Genomic DNA, 21396 nt, shown 5'->3' with positions numbered 1-21396 from the left:
GTGCTGCCGTGGCGTCGCAGCGGGCGCTCGTCCCTGAGGCACGGCGGCAGGCCATGCGCCCGTACGTCGCCAGAGTGCGCCCCCTGTGCTCCCGAGCCCCTTTCAGGTCAGGTTGACCGACCGGTGACCCGCCCCTAGCGTCATTGCCCCGACGCAGTGTGACGACAGGTGAACTCTGTGGCACCGAGTGCCTCCTGAGGACGCTGCGCGGCAGGTTACGCCGGCTAAGGAACGTGGTCCCCCGAAGGGCCAGTACAGCCACCGCGGGGGGCGGAGCGATGAGTCTGTTCGGAGGGGGCCGCTCGTTTCTCGACGCCCTCACTCCGCAGGACCGCGCCACGCTCACGGCTCTCGGCGGGACGCGCGTCTACCCGTCCGGTTCGGTCATGATCCAGGAGCGCGACACCAGCACCTTCGTGCTGCTGCTGCTCTCCGGATGGGCCGTGGTCTCCGTCGACACCGATCGCGGCGGACGTCTCATCCTCGCCCTGCGGGGTACCGGCGAGATCGTCGGCGACCTCGCGGCCGTCGACCGCGGCCCGCGCAGCGCAACGGTCACCGCTCTCGGCGAGGTGCGCACCGTCGCGGTGTCCGGCGAGCGTTTCCGCAGTTTTCTCGCCGCCCGGCCCCATGCCACGGCTCTGATCATGCGCCAGCTCAGCGCCCGGCTGCGCAGCTCGGACGGCGAACGCCGTTCGCTGGCCTCCGGTTCGGTGTTGCAGCGGCTCGCCGCGCGCCTGGTCGAGCTCGGCCGCCGGGTGGGCCGCCCCTGCGACGAAGGAACCGTCATCGACCTGCCTCTGCCGCAGCACGATCTCGCGGCGGCGATAGGCGCGACCCGGGAGGCGGTGGCCAAGGTGCTGCGCCTGCTGCGCGAACAGGGCGTGGTGCGCACCGCGCACCGTCGTCTGATCGTCACCGACATGGAACTGCTGCGGCTGCTCGCCGAGGGCCGCGAACAACCGCCGAACCGCGCGACGGCGAAGAAAAAGCCGCCACTTGTGTAAACGGCTACATCGCCCGCCGCAGAACGCATCCAGTCTTGCTTCCGTCAGACGACAGCAACCAGGGGGTCCCAGTGAGCAGTGCGGCAGCCGTGAACAGGCTGGTGGTCTTCGGGGACGTCTGCGGCTCCGGGTCCATGGGCCTCGAGGCGAAGAGGCGCATGCGGGACGCGATGTACGGGGCGTTCGCCGAGGCGTACGCCGCCGTCGGCGTCGAGGTGGACCGTATCCACCAGGAGGACCGCGGCGACGGGATCCTCGCGGCGCTCGACCCGGGCGTACCGCCGACGCTGATGGTCGGCACGTGGATCGACACCCTGTTCCAGAGCCTGCGCGAGCACAACGCGGGCAGCGCCCACCGCATGCGGTTACGGATCGGGATGAACGCGGGCCCGGTGCTCGACGACGGCAGAGGACTGGTGGGCCGGGCCGTGGACCTGGCCGCCCGGCTGTGCGACAGCCCGACCGCCAGGCGGACGATGGAGCTGGCTCCCGGCTCCGACCTGCTGCTGGTCGTCTCCGACTGGCTCTACACCAACGTGGTGGCGGAAGGCGGCCGTTACGTGGAGCCGGAGACGTACCGCAGCGCGCGGGTCCGGATCAAGGAGACCGACGAGCAGGCCTGGTTCCACATCCCGCGGTTACCCGCGCCCCCGCTGCCCGACGACCGGCCCGGTGCTGCTGTGGCACCGGGTGCCAAGACCGGCGGTGGGCCGGTACGGGGGGACGGCCCACCGCCTTCTGCTCCGCCGCGCATCGGCACGCAGATCAACGCGCGGGGCGATGTCGCGTCGTTCGAGAACAACGTGTTCCACGGCGAGGTGACCGGCATCCGAAAGGACCGGGGAGCCGCCGCTCCCGACACGGACGGTGCGGCATGAGCGACCAGGACCAGGCCCCGCCGGCCGACGGCCCGGCGGAGGAGAAACCCGCGCCCGCGCCCGGCCCCAAGCCCGCCGCGGATGCGGACGCCGCCGGCACCGGCGCACCGGAGGGCGCGGAGCCCGCGCCGGAGGCACCCAACCCCTTCGCGACGGCGGGCCGCAATCCGATCGGTTCGGCCGGCGGCACCGGCGGAGCCGGCACGGCCCACGCCGCGCGCCGGACCTTCGCCCCCCGACAGGCGGAACGCGTCGTCAACTTCGGAGACGACGGCCAGTACTTCCACGGCAACTACTTCATCAACCAGTTCGGCGCCGGAGGCGGCCCCGCCGTACTCGACGGGCCGGTACCCGCCGAGGAACTGCGACGGCTCGCCGGTGTCTACTGCGAGTCGCCCGGGTACGCCAGGATGCGGACGCGGCTGCGCGAATGCGGTCTGCTGGTCCTTTGCGGCGAGCGCGGCAGCGGTCGCCAGGCCACCGCCCTCGCCCTGCTCTCCGAGTTGACCGACCACCAGGTCACCCGGCTGGACCCGAGCCAGGCCGTGCACACCTTCACCGGCGACATGCTCAAGGAGGAGCACGGGCACCTGCTGGAGCTCCCGTCCGACGAGCTGCACCGCGACGTCGGTCGCGGCGCGAGCGCCGAAGGCCGCGAGGCCGCCCGCGGTCCGGGCCGGCTCACCGAACTGCATCTGGACCGCTTCAGCAGGCTGCTGCTGGCCGCCAAGGCCTACGGCGTCGTCCTCGTCGAGAGCGGGGACCTGGCCGACCGACTGCTGCGCGGCCGTTACGGCATGCACTGCCGGCCGCCCAGGACCGAGGACGTGCTCCACCGGCATCTGCGCATCCTGCTGCGGGGCGAACCGCAGGAGGCGCTCGACAGCTGCCGCGAAATGGCCCGGCGCGAGGACGTCCAGGGCGCGCTCGGACTCGACGAACTGCGTCCCCGGGAGGCGGCCGGTCTCGCGGACCTGCTCGCCCGCCACCGGCGCGGCGAGCTCGGCGAGGACGAACTCCTCGACGGCTGTGCCACCTTCGTATGTGCCCAGGCACGATCGTGGTTCGCGGGCGCCGACCGTCCCGGCACTATCCCCGAGGCCTCGCCCGCGCTCAACGCGGCCGCCTTCCGCATCGCCGTGGCCGTGTTCAACGGCTCGCCCTACGCCCTGGCGGCGGAGGCCGCGGAACAGCTCGCCTGGGAGATGTCCGTCACGCTGGACCCCGAACAGCCCGTCGGGAGAAGGCTGTTCGGCACCCATGCCGACGAACGGCCGGCCCTGGCCCGGTCGGTGGTCGAGGACGCGGAGCTCGACCTCGGCGACGCCCAGATCCCCGTACGCGCCATCCGCTTCCAGGGCGAGGCCCTCGCCACCGCCGTGCTGCGCGAGGTGTGGCACGGCTACCACAACGTCCGCGGACCGGTCGTGCGCTGGCTGCGCACACTGTGCGACGACCCGCGACCCCAGGTGTGGGTGCGTGCCTCCGTCGCCGCCGGAGTGCTCTGCTCGTGGGACTGGGTCCACGGGGCGGGCGAGCTGATCGGACCGATGGCGGCGCTGGACAGTCCCGTGCAGCAGATGTCCGCCGCCACCGCGCTCGCGGAGGCGTCCCGGGATCCGTCGGTGCGGCCCGCGGTCGGCGCACTGCTGAAGGAGTGGGCCCAGGCCGACGACGACGCCCTGGTGACGACGGCCCTGCTGACCCACGGCTACGGCATGGCGGCCGGCTCCGTCCGGGCCTCGCTCGACGCGCTGGCCAAGGCCGTCCGCTCCGGTGATGTGACGGCACTGTCCAATGCGGCGTTCAGTGTGACCCGCCTGCTGGCCGGGGCGGAACCGGCGACGGTCGTGGCCCGCCTCGGCGACTGGCTGCGCGGCGGACGGCGGGAGCTGGCCGACCTGGTGCTGCTGAGCATGCTCGGCACGCTCACCACACGCACCACCTATCTGTGGGGCCTCCAGGAGACCGACGAACTCGAGGCGCACGCCAGGCGTCCGCTCTTGGTGGCGCTGCTCGCGACCCACCGCCCGCTGGTGCGCAGGCTCGCCGACCTGGTGCGCCTCACCCTCGAAACCGCCAGGTCGGGCGAGGTGGCGCTCGACGCCTTCGGGCGCGTACTGCGCCAGTGCGCCGACGACCCCACCCAACTGGACCTGGTGTGCGGCTTCCTCCCGCTGATCACCGAGGAGCGCAGGGACCGCGACCGGGTGCGGCACCTGCTGGCCCGGCTGGTCAAGGACGAGGACGACCCCCTGGACAAGGACGCCGCCCGTCTGATGTGGGACGCGGTGGCGGAAGGAGCGATGTGATGACCCCGTCAGGCGCCGGAGATCTTCCCGGGCGGCAGGAGGACCGGCCCCGGGTGCCGCAGAGCCCCGACGGACAGAGTCCCGACGGGCCGCGCAAGGGCCCGCTGCTGCATGAGTGCACGCTTCCGTACCAGCGGCGCAGCGGCCAGGTGGCGGCGGTGTGCCTCTACTCCAACGGCGGTCACAGCGTGCTGTGGCCGAGCCGCCGGGAGGACTACAACAAGCCCTGGTTCGGGCAGCCGTTCAGCGTCTTCGAGGTGATCCTCGGGCGCCATGTGACCACGTTCGAACTGGCCCTGCCCGCCGCGGGTGACGCGCAGTCCTTCCAGGCGCGGGCGGAAGTGACGTGGGAGGTCGAGGACCCGCATCTGGTGGTCGAGAAGGCCGTCTGGGACGTTCGCGAGATGCTCCACGGCGACCTGCTGTACGCGCTGCGCCAGGTGTCGCGGAGGTTCCGGCTGACCGAGGCGCAGCGTGCCGACGAGGCCGTGCAGGCCGAACTGCGGGCCGGCCGGATGGATCTGGGCGGCGATCTCGGACTGAGCACTCGGGTGCACGTCTTCATCGACCTCAGCGAGCAGGTCAGGGACCGGGTGGTCGAGGTCGAGAACGTCACGTTCGAGATGCGGAAGGACGCGGCGGAGGCCGAGGCGGAGCGGCGCAGGGACAGGTACGAAAGGGAGCGGGTCGCGTCGCGGGCCGCCGAGCTGGAGCAGGTCCTGCGGCGGGGCGAGGAGGCCGAGATCATCCACATGATGGCGAGCAACCCCGACAAGGTGTGGGAGATCCGCCAGGCGATCCGGCAGGAGAAGCGGGAGGGACAGGCCGACTACCTGAACATGTTCAACCGATTGCTCGACGCCGGGATGCTGGAGCGGCACGACGTCGGCGAGCAGATGTACGAGGTGCTGCGGTATCTGCGGGACAGCAACAGTCAGGTGATCGGCGGGGTCACCGACCGGGTGCTGACCTCCTCAGAGCGGGGCAGGCCCGCCCTGTCCTCACGCGTGGCCGACACTCCGGAGCCCCGGCGGCCTTTCTGGGACGAGGAGCCGCAGGACGCCGGCGCCCCGGCCCCGGACGGCCCCGACGACGACGGGCACGTCTACGAGCCCACCCGGGTGCAGTCGTCCGCGGAACGCGACCGGGACGGGCAGCGGACGGCCGGAGCACAAGGCGCCCGCCCCAGTGCGGACTTCGACGACTGGGGCGACGAATGAGCGCGGGCACGGGGCCCGGCCCCGGCTCCGACCCCGGTACGGCGCCCCGCCCCGGCTCCCACCCCGGTACGGCGCCCGGCCCCCGTCCCGGCGCGCCGCCTGCCCGTGCCGGTGCACCACCCGGCCCCGACCCCGGGCCGTCCGGCCCCGGCGCCGGGTCCGACGTGCGGTTCGTCGCGGAGCGGGTGCTCAACTCCGTGCGCGAGGACATCGGCCGGGCCGACGCCAAGGCGGCGATCCTGCTCTCCGGGGCCGTCGCCGCGCTGGCCGTCGCGTTCTCGCGCAACGAACTCCCGCTGCCGGCCGCCGGGCCGGCGGCAGCCGTCGTGACCGCCGGGCTGCTGCTGTGCGCGGCCGGCGTGCTGATGCTCGTCGGCGTGATACTGCCGCGCACACGGACCGGCGCGGACACCACCTTCCTGCGGGATCTTTCGGTCGGCACACCGGCCGACGAACTCCTCGCCCGGCTCCGTGAGTCGGGCGAGGACGTCGTGCGCTGGCTGGTCGGCCAGGCACAGGTGCACGGGGCGGTCCTGGCCGCCAAATACCGGTGGCTGCGTATGGGGGTCTGTTCGCTGACCCTCGGCGCGCTGCTGGTCCTCTTCGGCGAGTTGTGGTGAGAGACGATGAGACTGATCCGCAAGACGAGTGCGACGCTGCTGGCCTGCGTACTCCTGACGCTGTCCGCCGCGGCACCGGGGGCGGCCGCCGGGCCGAGGGGCCACCTGCCTGCGACGGCCGCACCGGCGGCCGAAGGCCCCGACCCGATCGACTTCGCCGTCGTGGTGGATCAGTCGGACAGCCTGTCCGACGACGACCTGGCACGTGAGGTGGAAGCCGCCTCGCTGATCACGCAGGGCGAGATCTCCGCACAGTCCCGCGCCGCTGTCATCGGCTTCGGCAGTTCGGAGAAGCCGGGCCAGTCACCCGTCCGCGAGGTCTGCTCGTTGACGACGGCCGACACCGCTGGACGGCAGCGGCTGAGCGACTGCGTCCAGCAGCTGGCCGACCGGGACGACCAGGAGATGGGCCCGGGAACGGACTTCCCCGCGGCCGTGCGACAGGCCGTCGACCGGCTGGCGGAGAAGGGCGACAAGAGCATCCCCAAGGTCGTCTTCCTGCTCACCGACGGCCGGCTCGACGTCTCCGACAGCCCGGAGTACGGCACCGACGAGGCGAGCCGCCAGGCCAACGGGGCCAAGCGGCTGGCGGACGAACTGGCCCGGGCACGGAAGGAGTCCGTGCAGATCTGGCCGCTCGGCTTCGGGGGCAGGATCGACCGGGCCGCGCTGACCAGGATGGCCGAGGGCGGATACCGCAACGGCTGCCCCGGCCTGCCCGACTCGGCTCCGAAGATGCGTGTGGTCGACAGCTCGGCGAAGATCGACAAGGCGCTTCAGGAGACCTTTGCCGCTGCCCGCTGCGCCGGCCTGGCCCACGGCACGGTCGGCAAACCGCCCGCCGATCTGTATGTCACGATCCCGCCGATCGCCACCGACGGCTCCATCACCGTCGGTAAGCACGACCCCAAGGTCTCCGTCACCTATTACGACCCCGACGGCCGACGGGTGCCCACCCAGGGTGACTTCGCCGGTTCCTCCTTCGAGACCAGCGGACAGGACGGCCCCGTGGAGGCGCTGCGGGTGAAGAACCCGCTGCCGGGCAAGTGGCGCGTCCGCATCGAGGCGCCGGAGGGCCACCGCGACCGCGAGGTGTCGGTGCGCGCCATCTGGCAGGGCAGGCTGCGCTCCGCGGTCACCCTCAGCCCGGCCTCCCCGCGCCCCGGCGAGGAGGCGGTCGTAGAGGTGCGCATGCAGACCCGCCGCGGCGTGGTGATCACCGACCCCGAGCAGCTGAAGGGCGTACGGGTCTCGGCGCGGATGTCGGGCGCCGGGTTCGACCCGGTCGTGGTGCCGCTGGCCGACAACGGCAGCAGGCCGGACGCACGGGCGAACGACGTGCGCTACACCGGCCGGTTCACGGTGCCCGCCACCGCCTCCGGCGAGCTGCAGCTCACCACGGAGATGGCCGCACCCGGCGTCACCAGCGACCGCAGGCCGCTGCACGCGCGGGTGTCCGAGGGCACGCCGGTGATCACCGCCGGGCTGACCGTCGACCGCGGCGAGCTCCATCCCGGCGGTACGTTCACGGGCACCCTGGACGTCACCAACAACGACTCGGGCCCGCACACCCTGCGTCTCGCCCTCGCCGACCAGCCGCCCGGATCCGGCCTGCGCATCACCCCCGCCACGGTGAACGCCGCGCCCGGCGGCAGCTCCACCCGGTTCACGGTCGCCCTCGGCCCCGACGTGCCGCTGGGGGAGCTGTCGGGGCGGATCACGGTGACGGACCTCGGCGACCGGGGCCGAGTGCTGGACAACGCCTTCCTCGGAGTGCGGGTCACCGCGAAGCCGACCCTGTGGGACGAGTGGTGGTGGGCGTTCACCGCGGCGGCGGTGGTGCTGCTCGGGCTGGCCGCCGTGGCCGTCGTACGCCTGAAGGCGCGGGCCGGACGACGGGACCTCGCGGGCACCAGGCTCGAACTGCGGGCCGAGGGTCAGCGGTCGTCGGGCACGCTGACCATCAGGCCCGGCCAGAGCCCCGGTGGGGAGTTCCTCTTCAGTGTCGACCGCTCCGGCGGCGGCGCACCCGCACTGCGGCGCGGCGGTTCCCCGGCGTACCGCCTGCGGCGCACTTCCGCCGGACAACTCCTGCTCAAGCCCCCGAGCGGACGGGAACGGCCCCTCGGGCAGGGTGAACCCGCCGGTCTCGGCGACGGACTCGATCTCGTCGTCGGCGACGGCAGCAGCACCTCCGGAGCCGGCCGCGACGGCAGAGCCGGCCGCGACGGCAGAGGGGGCCGAGGAGGAGGCCGAGGCGGTCGAGGCGGCGGCCCGGGCGACGGCGGCGGCCGGGGCGGCCGATGGCGCATGCCGAGCCCCCGCGGCGGCAGCCCCACGGGCTCCTCGAACGGGAGCGGCCCGCGCGGCGGACGGTCCCGCGGCGACGCCTCCGCCGCCGCGCCGGGACAGCGCGGCACCACCCGGCGTCCCGACCCCAACTTCTGAACCACCTCTCGGCCATGAGCGGCCGTCGACGACGGCGCAAGGGGAGACGACATGAAGATCTACCAGCCCATGCTCTACGTCGGTCTGGGCGGCACGGGCGCCCGGATCGGCGCGGACCTGGAGCGCGGACTGCGCCGGGAGCTGTGCGGTCCCGACGGCAACAAGCTGGTCACCGACGGCCGTCGGCTGCCCTTCCAGCTGCCGGACTGCCTGCAGTTCGTCTACGCGGACTTCAGCGAGTCCGAACTGGACCGGCTGCAGCCCGCCCATCTCAAAGCGGGCGAGACCGCCGCCCACGCACGGACCTCGCGGATCATCCACGACCTGCTCCCCACCGACTACGACAGCTCGCCCGAGGTGGCCCGGATGCTGCGGGTCGCACTCCACGAAGAGACCCACGACTGGCTGCCCCCGCAGGAGCGGCAGCCGAGGGTCGCCCCCCTGCACACCGGGGCCGGGCAGCTGCCGACGGTGGGCAGGGCGGCGCTCTTCGCGACGCTGCGCAGCGGGCTCGAGCCGGTGCTGCGCCAGCTGCGCGAGGCGATCGGCGCGATCAGCGCCTCGCAGGGCGACCTGCGGGAGATGGGCGGCGGGCAGATCCGCGGCTGCGACGTGTTCGTGGCCTTCTCCGTGGCCGGAGGTACCGGAGCCGGCATCTTCTACGACTTCATCCATCTCATCGGCCATGAGTTCCGCAGGTCCAAGGTCAAGGGCGTGAAGATCTATCCCCTGGTCGTCATGCCCTCGGCGTTCCCGCCGGAGGCCGGCGGCGGACGCGAGGCCGAACTGAACTCCTCCCGCGCACTGGTGGACCTCTCCCGCCTGGTCGACGACCAGAACGTGCCCAGTGCCCGCTCCGACTTCGGCGACGTGGAGGAGCACGGCTCGCTCGGCGTGCGCTACCCCGGCGAGGGCATGGTCGCGCTGCGCCCGTCAACGGTGCAGACCGCGTTCCTGTTCAGCCGCACCGCGGGTATCGAGCCGGAGGACCTGCGCCGCTCCATCACCGCGATGGTGATGTCACTCATCGGCACCGAACTCGGTGACGACAACGGCCAGGGCCGCACCGAGGGCGACTACCAGTCGTTCGCGGCGAGTTTCGTCAACAAGAGCGTGGAGCGCTCCAAGCCGTCCAGGTCGGGCATCGGCCACCGGTCCATGTCGACCAGCCTGGCCGCCTCACTGACCGTTCCGGTCGACGATCTCGCCGAGATAGTGGCGGGCCGGCTGCTGGCCCAGGCCGTGCGGGCGATGGACGAGGAGGCGCGCAAGCCCGCCGACGAGGGCACCGAGCGGGTCCGCGACATGTTCGACCGTTCCGCCATCGGCCGGCTGTGGACCCGGGAGGCACCGGTCGTGACGCCGCCCGACCCGCTGCCCAAGGGCACCAAGGCCATCATGCAGGCCCTGCGGAACCGGCTCGGCGACATGGACGACGCGCTCGGCCGGCTCCAGCGCGAACTCGACGCTGAGATCCCCCGGTTGGTCGAGGAGTTCCGGCCGGGCCCGGGTGCCCGTGAACTGCTGGGCGCCGTGGACCCGTTCAAGCTGGAGAGGCTGCTCACCGGACTGCCCGGCCATCCGCAGCGGGTCGCGGAGGCCGGGTTCGTCGGCATGCTGGACAACCGCAGGAACGACCCGGAACGGGAAGAAGGCGTGGACGTCCACCCGCCCCAGATCCCGCTGATCAAGCGGGCGGTCGGCGGGCTCGTACCGGCCCGCTGGGGCGACCCCGACGTGCAGAACGCCCTCGACGACCAGAACGCCTGGTACGAGTGGCGGGCCCGGCAGAAGTGGCACCGCGGCTGGAAGGACCAGGAGTCGCGCTGGCGGCCACCCTTGCTCCGCACGACCAAGGAGATCGGCGAGCTGGTCAAGGCGCTGCGCGGTCACGAGGAGGACGAGCGCAAGTTCTTCGCGGAGCGGCGCAAGGAGCTCTACCGCAAGGACCGCAAGGGTGTCCTGTACCTCCTGCCCCCGCAGAACACACTCGCCGCGTTCTACGACGACGTGATCCGCCGGCTCTACCAGCACGAGGACCTGCCGGAGAATCCGGGCGCCGCCCGCCTGGTTGCCAAGCTGATCCGGCCGGACGACTGGATGCGTGCCCTTGAGTCGGTACGCCGCTCGCCGCAGGCCGCTGTCAAGGAGATCAAGCAGGTCATCGAGCGGCGCGTCAAAGGGCTGTTCGTGGAGTCGAGCGTGCTCGGCGACCGCCCGCTGCTGCCCTCCCTGGGGGTGCTGCTGCAGGCCGCGGCCGGTGACGAGGACGCGGCCGCGAAGGTGGACGCCAGGTGGCTGGAGCAGTTCCGCTCCCAGCTCGTCGGGCTGCTCCCGGTCGGTTTCGAGCCGGACGGCAGCGGCCCGCTGAAGGTGCTCATCGTGCACCCGCAGAGCGAGGCGGGTTCGGGCGCGGCGGCCTTCCTGAGGCGCGAACTGCGTCTGCCCTACGGCACGGTGCCCGAGTTCAGGGCCGTCGACACGGAGTCGATCACGGTCGTTCTCTTCCGCAGCGGTATGAGCCTCACCGACGTCTCCGAGGTACGGCACGTGCTACGGCTCTGGGCGGAGGCCCGGGACGCCGCCGGGGTGGACGACTTCCTGCACTGGCGCCAGCGCCTCGGTTACCGCGACGACTGGCTGGCCAGCACCGAGGAGGACCGGCGCCGGATCCTGCACCGCATCCTGTGCGCGGTGTGGAACGGCCTGGTCGACGTCAAGGGATCCCCCGACTCGCCGGAGCAGATCCGCATCCGCCTCCAGGAAGGCGGCGCGGCCACCATGACGCTCCGTCTGGAGGCCTTCGACGACAACGTCTCCAGCTGGGCGGGCCTGCTGCGGGCGTACGAGGAGTGGGCGCTGCTCGACGAGGGCCGGATCGTCGAGGAGGTGTGCGAGCGCCTGATGAGCGCACAGCCCAACGGGCTCGCCCAGACCCCGGAGGCGCCCTCGCCCCTCTTCAGGCGGCTGGTGCACGAGGTGGCACCCCGCCAGCTCGCGCTGATCAAGGAGCTGACCGGGCAGTTCGGCGCGGAGGACGAGGAGTGGCTGGTCCCGCTTCGCGACTTCTGGGAGCAGACGTTCCCCGGCGCCCTGGACCTGCGCTTCCCCGGCGCGACCCGCCCCACCCGCCCCAACCTGAGGGCGCTCGACCAGCGCCACGCCCAGGGCGGCGCCAGAAGCCGCGAGGGCGGGCCGGTCCCCCCGCCGCGCCAGGAGCACGACCCGGGTGCCCGGCGGGAGCGGGAGTACGCACGCGCGCAGGCCGAGGAGCCCGGCCGCGACCGTCGTGACCCGTACGACCACGAGCCCTCGCCCGGCCGTGACCGGGATTCGTACGACCAGGCGCCTCCGCCCCGTCGTGACTCGTACGACCACGAGCCCTCGCCCGGCCGTGACCGGGATTCGTACGACCAGGCGCCTCCGCCCCGTCGTGACTCGCACGGCCACGGGACGGAGCCCGGCCGTGACCGGGACGAGTCCTCGGACCACGCCGAGCCGCCCCGGAGCACCGACCCCTGGGACGAGGGCGACTGGGGACAGCAAGGTCAGGACCAGGACGGCGACCGATGGTGAACCAGACACGGAGCCGCTCAGCCCACGTCGTCGTCGTGGACCTGCGCGACGGTGCGTCGTCGGAGACGGTGGAAGAGGCGCTGAAGGCGACGGAACAGGACCGCACCCGGCGGTTCCTCGTCCTCGACGGTGCGGCCGACCTCGTCGGTCACCAACTGCTGCACGAACGGCTCTACTCGTACGGCCCGGCACGGCTGCTGTGCCTCGCGGTGGGCGCCCCGGAGCAGCGACAGCTCCGCAGGCCCCTGCCGCTCGGTCCGCCGGAAGCCGGTGTGCTGTGGCTCCCGGACACGCTCGCGGGTGCCGCGCCGGGGACCGAGAAGTTCGAAGCGTCCCTGCGTCCCCTGCTCGAACTCCTCGGGGAACCGGCGGTGTTCGACGCGGTCCTGCGGGACCTGGCGGACGTGCCGCAGGGCGTCGCCGTGCCCGCCGTCCACGTGCTCGAACACGATCTGACCGAGGACGCGCGGTCACGGGCGTGGCGGCAGGCCCTGGAGCATCTCGCCGGCCAGGACCTGCCGGCCTCCGTGCCGCCGCCCGGCGGAGAAGGCGCGGCCCGGCCGGACCGCCTGATGCCGTCACTCTCCCTCCTGCTCGGTCGGTCGGTGCCGCGCAGCCTCGCCGACCGACCGTGGCTGACGCCCGGCGGGCGGATGGACACCCGGCACGAGGAGTGCGTGGACGCCCTGGACGACACCAGGGAGGCGTACGAATCGATCCGCGGCGCCGCAGGCCTGTTCGGCAGGGCGGGCAAGGAGGCCGACCTGCCCACGCGGTTCGAGCGTCTCGCCGATGCGCTGGCCGCGTATCGCGCCGAGGTCGCGGGCGCGCTCGGCGACGGCGGCGGCGACCGGATCCACTCGGAGCAGCGCAGCCGCCTGCTGGAACGCGGCATCGAACTGACCGAGGTGCCAGAGGTCACCCGCGCGAGTGTCGGTCCGGCGCTGCGCGACCACACGGAGCGGCTGCTCGGGAACCGGCTTCCGCTGCGGTCGGTCGCGGCACGGCTCAGCGCGCTCTCCGACCGGTCGGCGCCGGCGGGCAGCACGGCCAGGCTGCGGCGGCTCGACGAAGCCTGTCCGCCCGAGCGGATGGCGGAGTTCTGCCGACCGCCCTTCTTCGCGACGCGGGGCCCGTGGTTCCTCGACGCCGGACTCGCGTTCCTGATCTGCTCCGTCGCCGGACTGTGGCCGGGGAAGGGCTGGGTCACCGGCCCACTCGGCGCACTGGCGGCCGCGGGCCTCGCCGTGCTGATGCTGCGTCGCCGGCCCAGCCGTTCGCGTGACGGCCGCCTCGACGGCGGCGGCGACACCCGAGCCCTCACCCGTCTTGTGGCGGGTGTCGCCGGTGGCGTGCTCGGGGCAGCAGGCGGGCCGGCCCTGTCACCGCCGCCCTGGACAGGACCGATCGCGCTGCTCGCCGCGCTGACCGCCCTGGTGCTGCTGGCGATTCGGGACTGGACGGCGGCGGTCGACGACTGGTGGTCGCAGGCCGACTGGGCGTTCGCCTCCCGTGCTGTGGCAGAGGTCGACGAACTGCTGGCGGACACGGTCGTGCACGACTGGCTGCTCGCCGACGCCCGGTACCACTGCTCCGACGCGGCGCGCGCCGTCGCGTTGCTGGTGCGGGGCCTGGCCGACACCGTCGAGGACAGGCTGCGCACCGGCCGACCGCTGCCGGTGGACGAGCCGGAGGGTCCCGCCGTCGACGCGACGGGCGTCTTCGACTGGGACAGTTGGGGGAGCGGTGCCGGCGACGACTGGTCCGAGCCGTCCGCGCCGGATGCGGCCCCTGATCCCGGCCCGGACTTCGGCCTGGGCGTCGGGGCGGACCGTGCGGCGCGGCCTGCGCCGTGGCCGGAACCGGCCGGGGCGCCGGAGGAGGCGGCCCCGCCCGCCGACGGCAAGCCGTACGCGCTGCGTGACCTGTGGCCGTCCGGCGCCGGCGACGACGGCCCGCCCTGGCTCGAGCGGGAGACCGGCGACGGGGGGCCGGAACTGGTCGACACCCTGGTCGGCGACCTCAGCCACGGAGCCGTACTCATCCTCGCCACCCGCTGGGCCGCCGTGGAGCGTGAACCGGCGACCGCCGGCCGGGTGCCGCTGCGCCCCCGGATGGACGAACTCCTCGACGAGGAGCACCGGCGGCTCATCACGGACGGGGCCGCCGCCCCGCCGCCGTATTCCGCCGATCCCGCGACCCGGCCCGGCATCGCCAGTCTGCTGGGGGTCTCCTCGGACCGGGTGAGCCGCCTGCTCGGCGACGGCGGTGAGGAGTACCCGGTGCTGCTGTGCGGCGCCGAGCACCGGCGGCTGCTCTCCAAGGATCCGCACGCAGCACGCGTGTTCCGCTTCGCCCCGGAGGCCATGCGCAGGGGCGCGCAGCCGGAGAGCGGTCAGGACGCATGGCCCGCCGCGTCAGAGGACGTCATCTGGACGGCAGGTGGACGGCACGCGGGGGTGGTGAAGCTGGTGCCGATGCGCCCGGAGACGGTCAAGTCGGTCAGGGGAGAGGAGGGCGGGGCGCCATGACCCTGTCGGACAACGCGGGGGCACCGGTGGAGCACGTGGAGGAGCTGGAGTTCTACACCCACAAACAGGACCCCGTCCGCTTCGCCGCCAGGTTCGCCGACGACGTCCACCGGCCCGAGTGGGCTCCGTTCCTCGCCCGTCAGGTGATGATCGGCAAAGGCGGGCGGGTGATCCAGTACCGTCTGCCGCGCTCCGCGCACGGCGGCACCGGTGCCTACAGCGCCCTCGAGCGTGAGGTGAGCGCGGCGGTCGCGGTCGAGAGCCGGTACGGCTCGGAGCCCTACTGCGAGCTCTTCACCCGCCTGGTCGGCTTCCATCTCGACGCGCCCGAGCCGTTCGTCCTCTACAAGGCGGCGACCGGCCGGCCCATCGCCGCCTGGCAGGGCGCGCTGGCGGTGGCGGAGCAGTTCAAGGTGCTCAGCCAGCTCACGCTCGCCGTGCGCCTGCTGGAGGACGTGCAGCTTGTGCACCGCGCCATCACCCCCCACACGGTCCGCTGGGACGGTTCCCACGTACGGCTGTGCGAGCCGTACCGCACCCAGCGGGCGGGTGAGCCACGCGATGCGTTCGGCGAGGCGCCCTGGGCCGCGCCCGAGCAACGCGACGGCACGGGCACCGCCGATCCGCGTGACGACCTGTGGTCCGTGGCGCAGCTGATGTACTTCCTGCTGTCCGGACGCCCCGGTCATGCCGACAGGGCCCCGGACGACCTCGGTGAGTTCCGCAGACTCGCCGCGCTCGACGAGGGCGGCGCGTTCGCTCCCCGGGCCGAAACGCGGGCGGGTCCTGCCGAGCTGATGCGCCTGCTGAACGTGAGTGATCCGCTGGCCCTGGTCTCCTCGGCCCCGGATCCACTCGGCCGGGCCCGCGCCGAGTTCGACGAGAGACTCGCCGAGAAGCGTGCCCGTCTCGGGCTCGACAAGGACGAGGAGGTGTTGGAGGAACCGGCAGAGACCCCGCCCCGCCTCTCGCTGCTGCGACGGCGGTGGCTCCCGGGCGGCGGCCGGCCGGTCGTGGCCCGGCCGGAGGTCCCCGCGGTCCCGCTGCCGCCGACGGCGCCCCCGCTGTGTCCGCACTGCCTGCTGCCGGTGGACTACGACGAGACGCAACTGTTCACCCTCGACAGCAGAAGGGAGCCGAAGAGGCTGGACCTGAGCACGGAGCGCCGTCCGATGCACCGCCAGGACGCCCTGCGCCAGGCGTTCCAGATGTGCCCCCACGCCGACGAGAACCAGCCCCACAGGCTGCCCGTCCCCTACCTCACCAGCGGCGAGCCGCTCACCGTCGCCATGGTCGGCAGCTCGGCGGCCGGCAAGACCCATCTCCTGGCCGCGATGCTCGGCGAGATCGAGCAGGGCGGGCTCGAGCCGTACGGGCTCAAATCCCTGCCCCTGAACCCGGAGGAGCACCGGGAGTATCTCGCCGAGATGGTGCATCCGCTGCACCGGGGAGAGGTGCTGCGGCGGACCGGCCAGGTGCGGTTCGCCGAGTTCGCCGACGGGCTGCTGGTCTCCGGACACGGCGGGACGCGGCCGGTGGTCTTCTTCGACCTGGCCGGCGAGGACCTCGCGCAGAACAGCGACGTGACACGGTTCCTCATGGGCGTGGGCGCGTTCATCTTCGTGCTCGACCCGCTGCGGGCGCTGCGGCTGCCGCAGCTGGACCCGGTCCGCGAGCGGACCGGACTGACCCGGCAGGACCTGGGCGACGAGGCCTTCGCCACCGTGCTCGGCAGGATCCCGCGCAACGGCCCGTACATCGACGCCCCGGCCGCCGTGGCGCTGAACAAGAGCGACCTGGTGCGTTTCGACCCCTCGGTCGACCGGTGGCTGGCCCGTGGCCTGCCGTCCGTCCTGGACGACAGGGCGCTGCGCGAGGAGAGCCGCGACGTCCATGCCTTCGTCCGCCACCACGGCAGCCAGGCGTGGCTGAAGCCGTTCGACGACTGCGCCCGCTGCACGCTGCATTTCGTGGCCGCGACCGGCGGCCAGGAGCAGGGCGAGACCTTCCCGCACGGTGTACGGCCGCGCCGGGTCCTGGCCCCGCTGCTTTCCGTGTTCGCGATGTGCGGGCTGCTGCCCGGGGACGAGTTGAGGGAGACAGGGGTATGACCGCACGTCAGGCCGGGACGGTGGACCAGATCGTCTTCCGCTGGGACGGGGCCAACCCGCTCGGCAACACGGGCTTCGGTCCGGTGGCCTGGTCCGGCGAACGCAGCCAGGTGGCCCGGCTGTTCAAGCCGATCTCCCACCTGCTGAGGTCGGCGGGCCGGGACACGTCTCCCGCGCTCGTGCGCCTGGTGAGCGACGACTCGCCGACGGCGATGCTGGTGCACCGAAGGCCCGGGCGCGGCGTCGGAGGGCGCCAGGACACCCTGTGCCACGCCCTGTACGGCCCGGAGGACAGCCTCGACCCCGAGACCTGTCTCGGGCTGCACGCCTGGGACTGGGAGGGCAGCGCGATCCCGCTCGGGGAGGTGCGCGGACCGCTCGAGCCCGTGCCGCTCGCGGCCCTCGGGGAGTCCGCCCTGGAGGGCGGGCAGCGGCTGGCCGGCCGTCTGCGTGAGGCGAAGCCGGTCCTGACGGCGGTGGCGGCGGAGGTGCTGCGGAACCCCGGCGCGCTCTACACCGTGCTCGACCGCATGAGCGGCGACGGGCCGTGCCGGCTGCTGTGGGCGCTGCACGGGATCTTCAGCAGGGTCCTGCCGCGGGCATGGACCTTTGCGACGCACGACACCGCGGAGAGCCGTCAACTCGGGTTCATGTTCGTGAGCCGCTGGTCCAGTTCGCCGGACCAGGACGGGCCGCGGGTCCGTACCGACCCCTGGGAGCCGCCCGACGACCGGCCGCGCGAGGTGGCCGAACAGTTGGTGCTCGGCTATCTGGGTGCCGTGGAGCGCGGCGACGCACACGAGTTCGAGCTCGCGGACGCCCTGCTCGCTGCGCTGCCCGGCCCCGGCGCCGTGAGGGACAGCCGGGCCCTGGTGTTCGCCGCCGAGGACGCGCTCGCCTCGCTCGAACGCCGTACAGCGCGGGAACGGCGAGCACATCCGGTATCGCCGTCCGAACGGGAGTGGCCCGAACGGGAGTGGCCCCACCTCGGCAGATCGGCGGCGGAGCCGTCGCAGTCCGATGTCTCCACCCGCCCGGCATCCTCCTCGTCGTTCGACCCGCCGACGGTTCCCGAAGCCCGTGCGGAGGAGGCCGCATCCGCCACGACTCCGTCGACGACGGCTGCTCCCGCGGTCACCGAGGCACTGCCCGTGGTGCGTTCCGCGTGGCCGGAGCCGAGCGGGCAGCCGCGGCGGCTGTCGGTGCTCGGCCGCAGGCCGACTCCGCAAGCAACCGACCTGCTACTGGCCGAGCTGCGGGACAGCCGGAACGAGCGGGATCGAGTCGCCGCGATCCGGAACGCCGGCAACGACGGCCTCCTCGTGGTGCTGGCGAGCAACCCCTCGTACGACGTGCTGACCCTCGTCGTCCACCGGATCGCGGAACGCTGGCAGGACTGGACGGCGGCCGAGCGCAAGAAGCTGTGCGAGTCCGTACTGCGCCGCGAGCTCTTCCTCGCACGTCACAACCCGCCGTTCGGCGGCGGCCCGGACGAGGCGGTCCGCGCCGCGAACGCGGCGGCGCTGTACCGGTGGGCAGTACGTCCCTTCGCGGCCGAGCCGGACATCGGCAAGGAGTTGGGGAGGCTGTTGCCCCGGCTGTTCCACGGGACCGACCCGACCGGGCGAGGGGCGGCCGAGCAGATCCTGACGGGCGCCGACGATCCAGGGATCACGTTCCAGGTGTGGCAGAAGCTGCTGCGCGGGGCCACGGCGCCCTCCGGCCCACCGCCCGGGCTTCCCGGGCAACCGGAGCCGGCTCTGCCCCTGCCTCCTTCCCACGATCCGCGGCCCCACGATCACGAGGGCCAAGAGCCCCGGGATCACGGCCTCCGCGGCCGGGAGACACAGCGCCGTGAACCCCCGCACCGTGATTCCGAGGGCCGCGACCCCCAGCGCCGCCAGCCCGGGCCCGGCGGTCCCGAGGGCCGCGATCCCCGGCACCGCGAGCCTCGGAGCCCTGAGCCTCGGAGCCCTGAGCCTCGGCCCCACAACCCCTGGCCGCCCGGGTCCGGGTCCGGATCCGGATCCGCGTCCGACCACGGCAAGCACGTCCGCCGTGATCCGGACCCTCGGCGCGTCACGGCGACACAGTCGCAGACCCGCACTCACTACCCGCCCGACGACCAGGGGCGTTCCCGGCGCGACCAGCGGCGGTCCTCACGCACATGGGGCCACGCCTCGGGCCGGGCTGCCGGGGACGGCCGGGCCTTCGTCCTGGCCCTGGGCGGCTTCGGCATCCTGGTGGTGATCCTGCTCGTGGTGGTCATCGCGGTGTCCTGAAGGCGGTTCGCGGCCAAGAACCGCGTACGGCGTGTGCCCGGCGGTCCGCACGGCCAGGATGGGGGCATGGGATTCCATGTCGACTCCGAGACCGGGCGGCTGCGCCGGGTCATGCTCCACCGCCCTGACCTGGAGCTGAAGCGGCTCACCCCGAGCAACAAGGACGCACTGCTCTTCGACGACGTGCTCTGGGTGCGGCGGGCCCGGCAGGAGCACGACGGGTTCGCGGACGTGCTGCGCGACCGGGGCGTGGAGGTGCATCTCTTCGGCGATCTGCTGCGCGAGTCGCTGGAGATCCCCGAGGCCAGGAAGCTGGTGCTGGACCGTGTCTTCGACGAGAAGGAGTACGGGCCGCTCGCCACCGACCACCTGCGAGCCGTGTTCGACGAGCTGCCCCCCGCCGAGCTCGTCGAGGCGCTGGTGGGCGGGATGACCAAGAGGGAGTTCCTTGCCGGCCATCCGGAGCCGACCTCGGTGCGCTTCCACGTGATGGACCTGGACGATTTTCTGCTCCACCCGCTGCCCAACCACCTTTTCACCCGCGACACTTCGGCCTGGATCTACGACGGCGTGTCGATCAACGCGATGCGCTGGCCGGCCCGCAGACGCGAGACCGTCCACTTCGAAGCGATCTACCGGCACCACCCGCTCTTCTCGGGCCCCGAGGCGGGTGCGTTCCACCACTGGTCGGAGGGGCAGGACGACTACCCGTCCACCATCGAGGGCGGTGACGTGATGGTGATCGGCAACGGTGCGGTACTGATCGGGATGAGCGAGCGCACCACACCGCAGGCGGTGGAGATGCTGGCCCGCGGCCTTTTCGCGGCCGGTTCCGCCCGCACGATCGTGGCGCTCGACATGCCGAAACGGCGGGCGCTGATGCATCTGGACACCGTGATGGGGATGGTCGACGGCGACACCTTCACCAAGTACGCGGGCCTTGGCATGCTCCGCTCGTACACCATCGAGCCCGCAGAGGGTGTCGGCGGACTGAAGGTCAGCGACCATCCGCCGGAGCGGATGCACGACGCGATCGCCGCGGCGCTCGGTCTGAGGGACGTACGGGTGCTGACGGCCACGCAGGACGTGCACTCGGCGGAGCGCGAGCAGTGGGACGACGGCTGCAACGTCCTGGCCGTGGAGCCCGGTGTCGTCGTCGCCTACGAGCGCAATGTCACGACCAACACCCATCTGCGCAAGCAGGGCATCGAGGTCATCGAGATTCCGGGGAGCGAACTGGGCAGGGGCCGGGGCGGTCCGCGCTGCATGAGCTGTCCCTTCGAGCGGGATGCTGTATAGCAATGCATGGGATCGTATAGAGTTCCATTGTCATCGCATCCGCCACGCAGGAGCAGCCACCATGGCGATACATCTCGAAGGCCGCCACTTCCTCAAGGAGCTCGACTTCACCGCCGAGGAGTTCCGCGGCCTGGTCGACCTGGCCGCCGAGCTCAAGGCGGCCAAGCGAGCGGGCGCCGAGGTCCAGCACCTGCGCGGCCGCAACATCGCGCTGATCTTCGAGAAGTCGTCGACCCGGACCCGCTGTTCCTTCGAGGTGGCGGCCGCCGACCAGGGCGCCTCGACGACCTACATCGACCCGGGCGGCTCCCATATCGGCAGCAAGGAGTCCGCGCGGGACACCGCCCGGGTGCTGGGCCGCATGTTCGACGCCATCGAGTTCCGCGGTGACGGCCAGGACACCGTCGAGGAGCTGGCCGCACACGCCGGCGTGCCGGTCTACAACGGGCTCACCGACGACTGGCACCCCACCCAGATGCTCGCCGACGTGCTCACCATGACCGAGCACAGCGACAAGCCGATGGAGCGGATCGCCTTCGCCTATCTCGGCGACGCCCGCTTCAACATGGGCAACTCCTACCTGGTCACCGGCGCCCTGCTCGGCATGGACGTGCGGATCGTCGCGCCCAGGGCGTACTGGCCGGCCGAGCGGATCGTCGCCGAGGCGCACCGGGTCGCCGCCGCGAGCGGTGCCAGGATCACCCTCACCGAGGACATCGCCGAGGGTGTGCGGGGCGCCGACTTCGTCGCCACCGACGTCTGGGTGTCGATGGGGGAGCCGAAGGAGATCTGGGACGAGCGCATCAAGGCACTGGCGCCCTATGCGGTGACCATGGACGTGCTGCGCGCCACCGGCAACGAGGCCGTCAGGTTCCTGCACTGCCTGCCCGCCTTCCACGACCTGGGCACCAAGGTCGCCCGGGAGATCCATGAGCGGCACGGGCTGACGGAGCTGGAGGTCACCGACGAGGTCTTCGAGTCGGAGCACTCCGTGGTCTTCGACGAGGCCGAGAACCGTATGCACACCATCAAGGCCGTCATGGTGGCGACGCTTGCCGGTGTAACCGCCGCCGACGCCAAGGCTTCCGTGTAGGAATGCCCCGGATCGGGTG

Annotated in this window: 12 protein-coding genes; all 12 read left to right on the top strand. The window is 72.6% G+C overall.

What is annotated here, in order from left to right; genetic code table 11:
- Positions 1-278 precede the first annotated feature (278 nt).
- The 12 genes from IE198_RS23290 (at position 279) to argF (ending at position 21377) form a co-directional block, all read left to right on the top strand.
- Positions 279-1007 (top strand): Crp/Fnr family transcriptional regulator, encoded by a 729-nt coding sequence (locus IE198_RS23290; RefSeq protein ID WP_189889696.1) that lies wholly within the window; start codon positions 279-281, stop codon positions 1005-1007.
- A gap of 71 nt (positions 1008-1078) precedes the next feature.
- Entirely contained in the window at positions 1079-1885 is an 807-nt protein-coding gene (locus IE198_RS23285; RefSeq protein ID WP_229834260.1) for a nucleotidyl cyclase domain-containing protein, read from the top strand.
- Positions 1882-4197, top strand: coding sequence for a hypothetical protein (locus IE198_RS23280; RefSeq protein WP_229834258.1), 2316 nt, complete (start codon positions 1882-1884; stop codon positions 4195-4197). The genes IE198_RS23285 and IE198_RS23280 overlap by 4 nt, the downstream gene beginning before the upstream one ends.
- Complete coding sequence (locus tag IE198_RS23275) at positions 4197-5417, top strand: hypothetical protein (protein ID WP_189889695.1); 1221 nt, start codon at positions 4197-4199, stop codon at positions 5415-5417. Before IE198_RS23280 ends, IE198_RS23275 begins: the two co-directional genes overlap by 1 nt.
- Positions 5414-6037 (top strand): Pycsar system effector family protein, encoded by a 624-nt coding sequence (locus tag IE198_RS23270; protein WP_189889693.1) that lies wholly within the window; start codon positions 5414-5416, stop codon positions 6035-6037. The genes IE198_RS23275 and IE198_RS23270 overlap by 4 nt, the downstream gene beginning before the upstream one ends.
- Positions 6038-6043: 6 nt before the next feature.
- Positions 6044-8485: a vWA domain-containing protein gene (locus IE198_RS23265; RefSeq protein WP_189889691.1), complete on the top strand. Its 2442-nt coding sequence runs from the start codon at positions 6044-6046 to the stop codon at positions 8483-8485.
- Positions 8486-8536: 51 nt separating this feature from the next.
- Positions 8537-12061: a tubulin-like doman-containing protein gene (locus tag IE198_RS23260; RefSeq protein WP_189889689.1), complete on the top strand. Its 3525-nt coding sequence runs from the start codon at positions 8537-8539 to the stop codon at positions 12059-12061.
- The gene (locus IE198_RS23255; protein WP_189889687.1) at positions 12055-14592 is read left to right on the top strand and encodes a hypothetical protein; all 2538 of its coding nucleotides are present in this window, start codon (positions 12055-12057) and stop codon (positions 14590-14592) included. The genes IE198_RS23260 and IE198_RS23255 overlap by 7 nt, the downstream gene beginning before the upstream one ends.
- Complete coding sequence (locus IE198_RS23250; protein ID WP_229834256.1) at positions 14589-16703, top strand: serine/threonine-protein kinase; 2115 nt, start codon at positions 14589-14591, stop codon at positions 16701-16703. The genes IE198_RS23255 and IE198_RS23250 overlap by 4 nt, the downstream gene beginning before the upstream one ends.
- Entirely contained in the window at positions 16700-18985 is a 2286-nt protein-coding gene (locus IE198_RS23245) for a hypothetical protein (protein WP_189889685.1), read from the top strand. Before IE198_RS23250 ends, IE198_RS23245 begins: the two co-directional genes overlap by 4 nt.
- A 66-nt stretch (positions 18986-19051) precedes the next feature.
- Positions 19052-20284, top strand: a complete 1233-nt coding sequence (locus tag IE198_RS23240; RefSeq protein WP_189889683.1) for an arginine deiminase — start codon at positions 19052-19054, stop codon at positions 20282-20284.
- A 61-nt stretch (positions 20285-20345) separates the two neighbouring features.
- Entirely contained in the window at positions 20346-21377 is a 1032-nt protein-coding gene (gene argF, locus IE198_RS23235) for an ornithine carbamoyltransferase (RefSeq protein ID WP_189889681.1), read from the top strand.
- The last annotated feature ends 19 nt before the right edge of the window (positions 21378-21396 follow it).

Source organism: Streptomyces xantholiticus (assembly GCF_014651015.1).
Classification (GTDB): domain Bacteria; phylum Actinomycetota; class Actinomycetes; order Streptomycetales; family Streptomycetaceae; genus Streptomyces; species Streptomyces xantholiticus.
Note: the sequence above shows the minus strand (reverse complement) of the source record. Positions and strands in the feature narration are given on the sequence as shown.

Bases quoted from the DNA above. Each gene is read 5' to 3' on its own strand.
- IE198_RS23290 (WP_189889696.1), top strand. From the start codon at position 279: ATGAGTCTGTTCGGAGGGGGCCGCTCGTTTCTCGACGCCCTCACTCCG.
- IE198_RS23280 (WP_229834258.1), top strand. From the start codon at position 1,882: ATGAGCGACCAGGACCAGGCCCCGCCGGCCGACGGCCCGGCGGAGGAG.
- IE198_RS23275 (WP_189889695.1), top strand. From the start codon at position 4,197: ATGACCCCGTCAGGCGCCGGAGATCTTCCCGGGCGGCAGGAGGACCGG.
- IE198_RS23270 (WP_189889693.1), top strand. From the start codon at position 5,414: ATGAGCGCGGGCACGGGGCCCGGCCCCGGCTCCGACCCCGGTACGGCG.
- IE198_RS23265 (WP_189889691.1), top strand. From the start codon at position 6,044: ATGAGACTGATCCGCAAGACGAGTGCGACGCTGCTGGCCTGCGTACTC.
- IE198_RS23260 (WP_189889689.1), top strand. From the start codon at position 8,537: ATGAAGATCTACCAGCCCATGCTCTACGTCGGTCTGGGCGGCACGGGC.
- IE198_RS23255 (WP_189889687.1), top strand. From the start codon at position 12,055: ATGGTGAACCAGACACGGAGCCGCTCAGCCCACGTCGTCGTCGTGGAC.
- IE198_RS23250 (WP_229834256.1), top strand. From the start codon at position 14,589: ATGACCCTGTCGGACAACGCGGGGGCACCGGTGGAGCACGTGGAGGAG.
- IE198_RS23245 (WP_189889685.1), top strand. From the start codon at position 16,700: ATGACCGCACGTCAGGCCGGGACGGTGGACCAGATCGTCTTCCGCTGG.
- IE198_RS23240 (WP_189889683.1), top strand. From the start codon at position 19,052: ATGGGATTCCATGTCGACTCCGAGACCGGGCGGCTGCGCCGGGTCATG.
- argF (WP_189889681.1), top strand. From the start codon at position 20,346: ATGGCGATACATCTCGAAGGCCGCCACTTCCTCAAGGAGCTCGACTTC.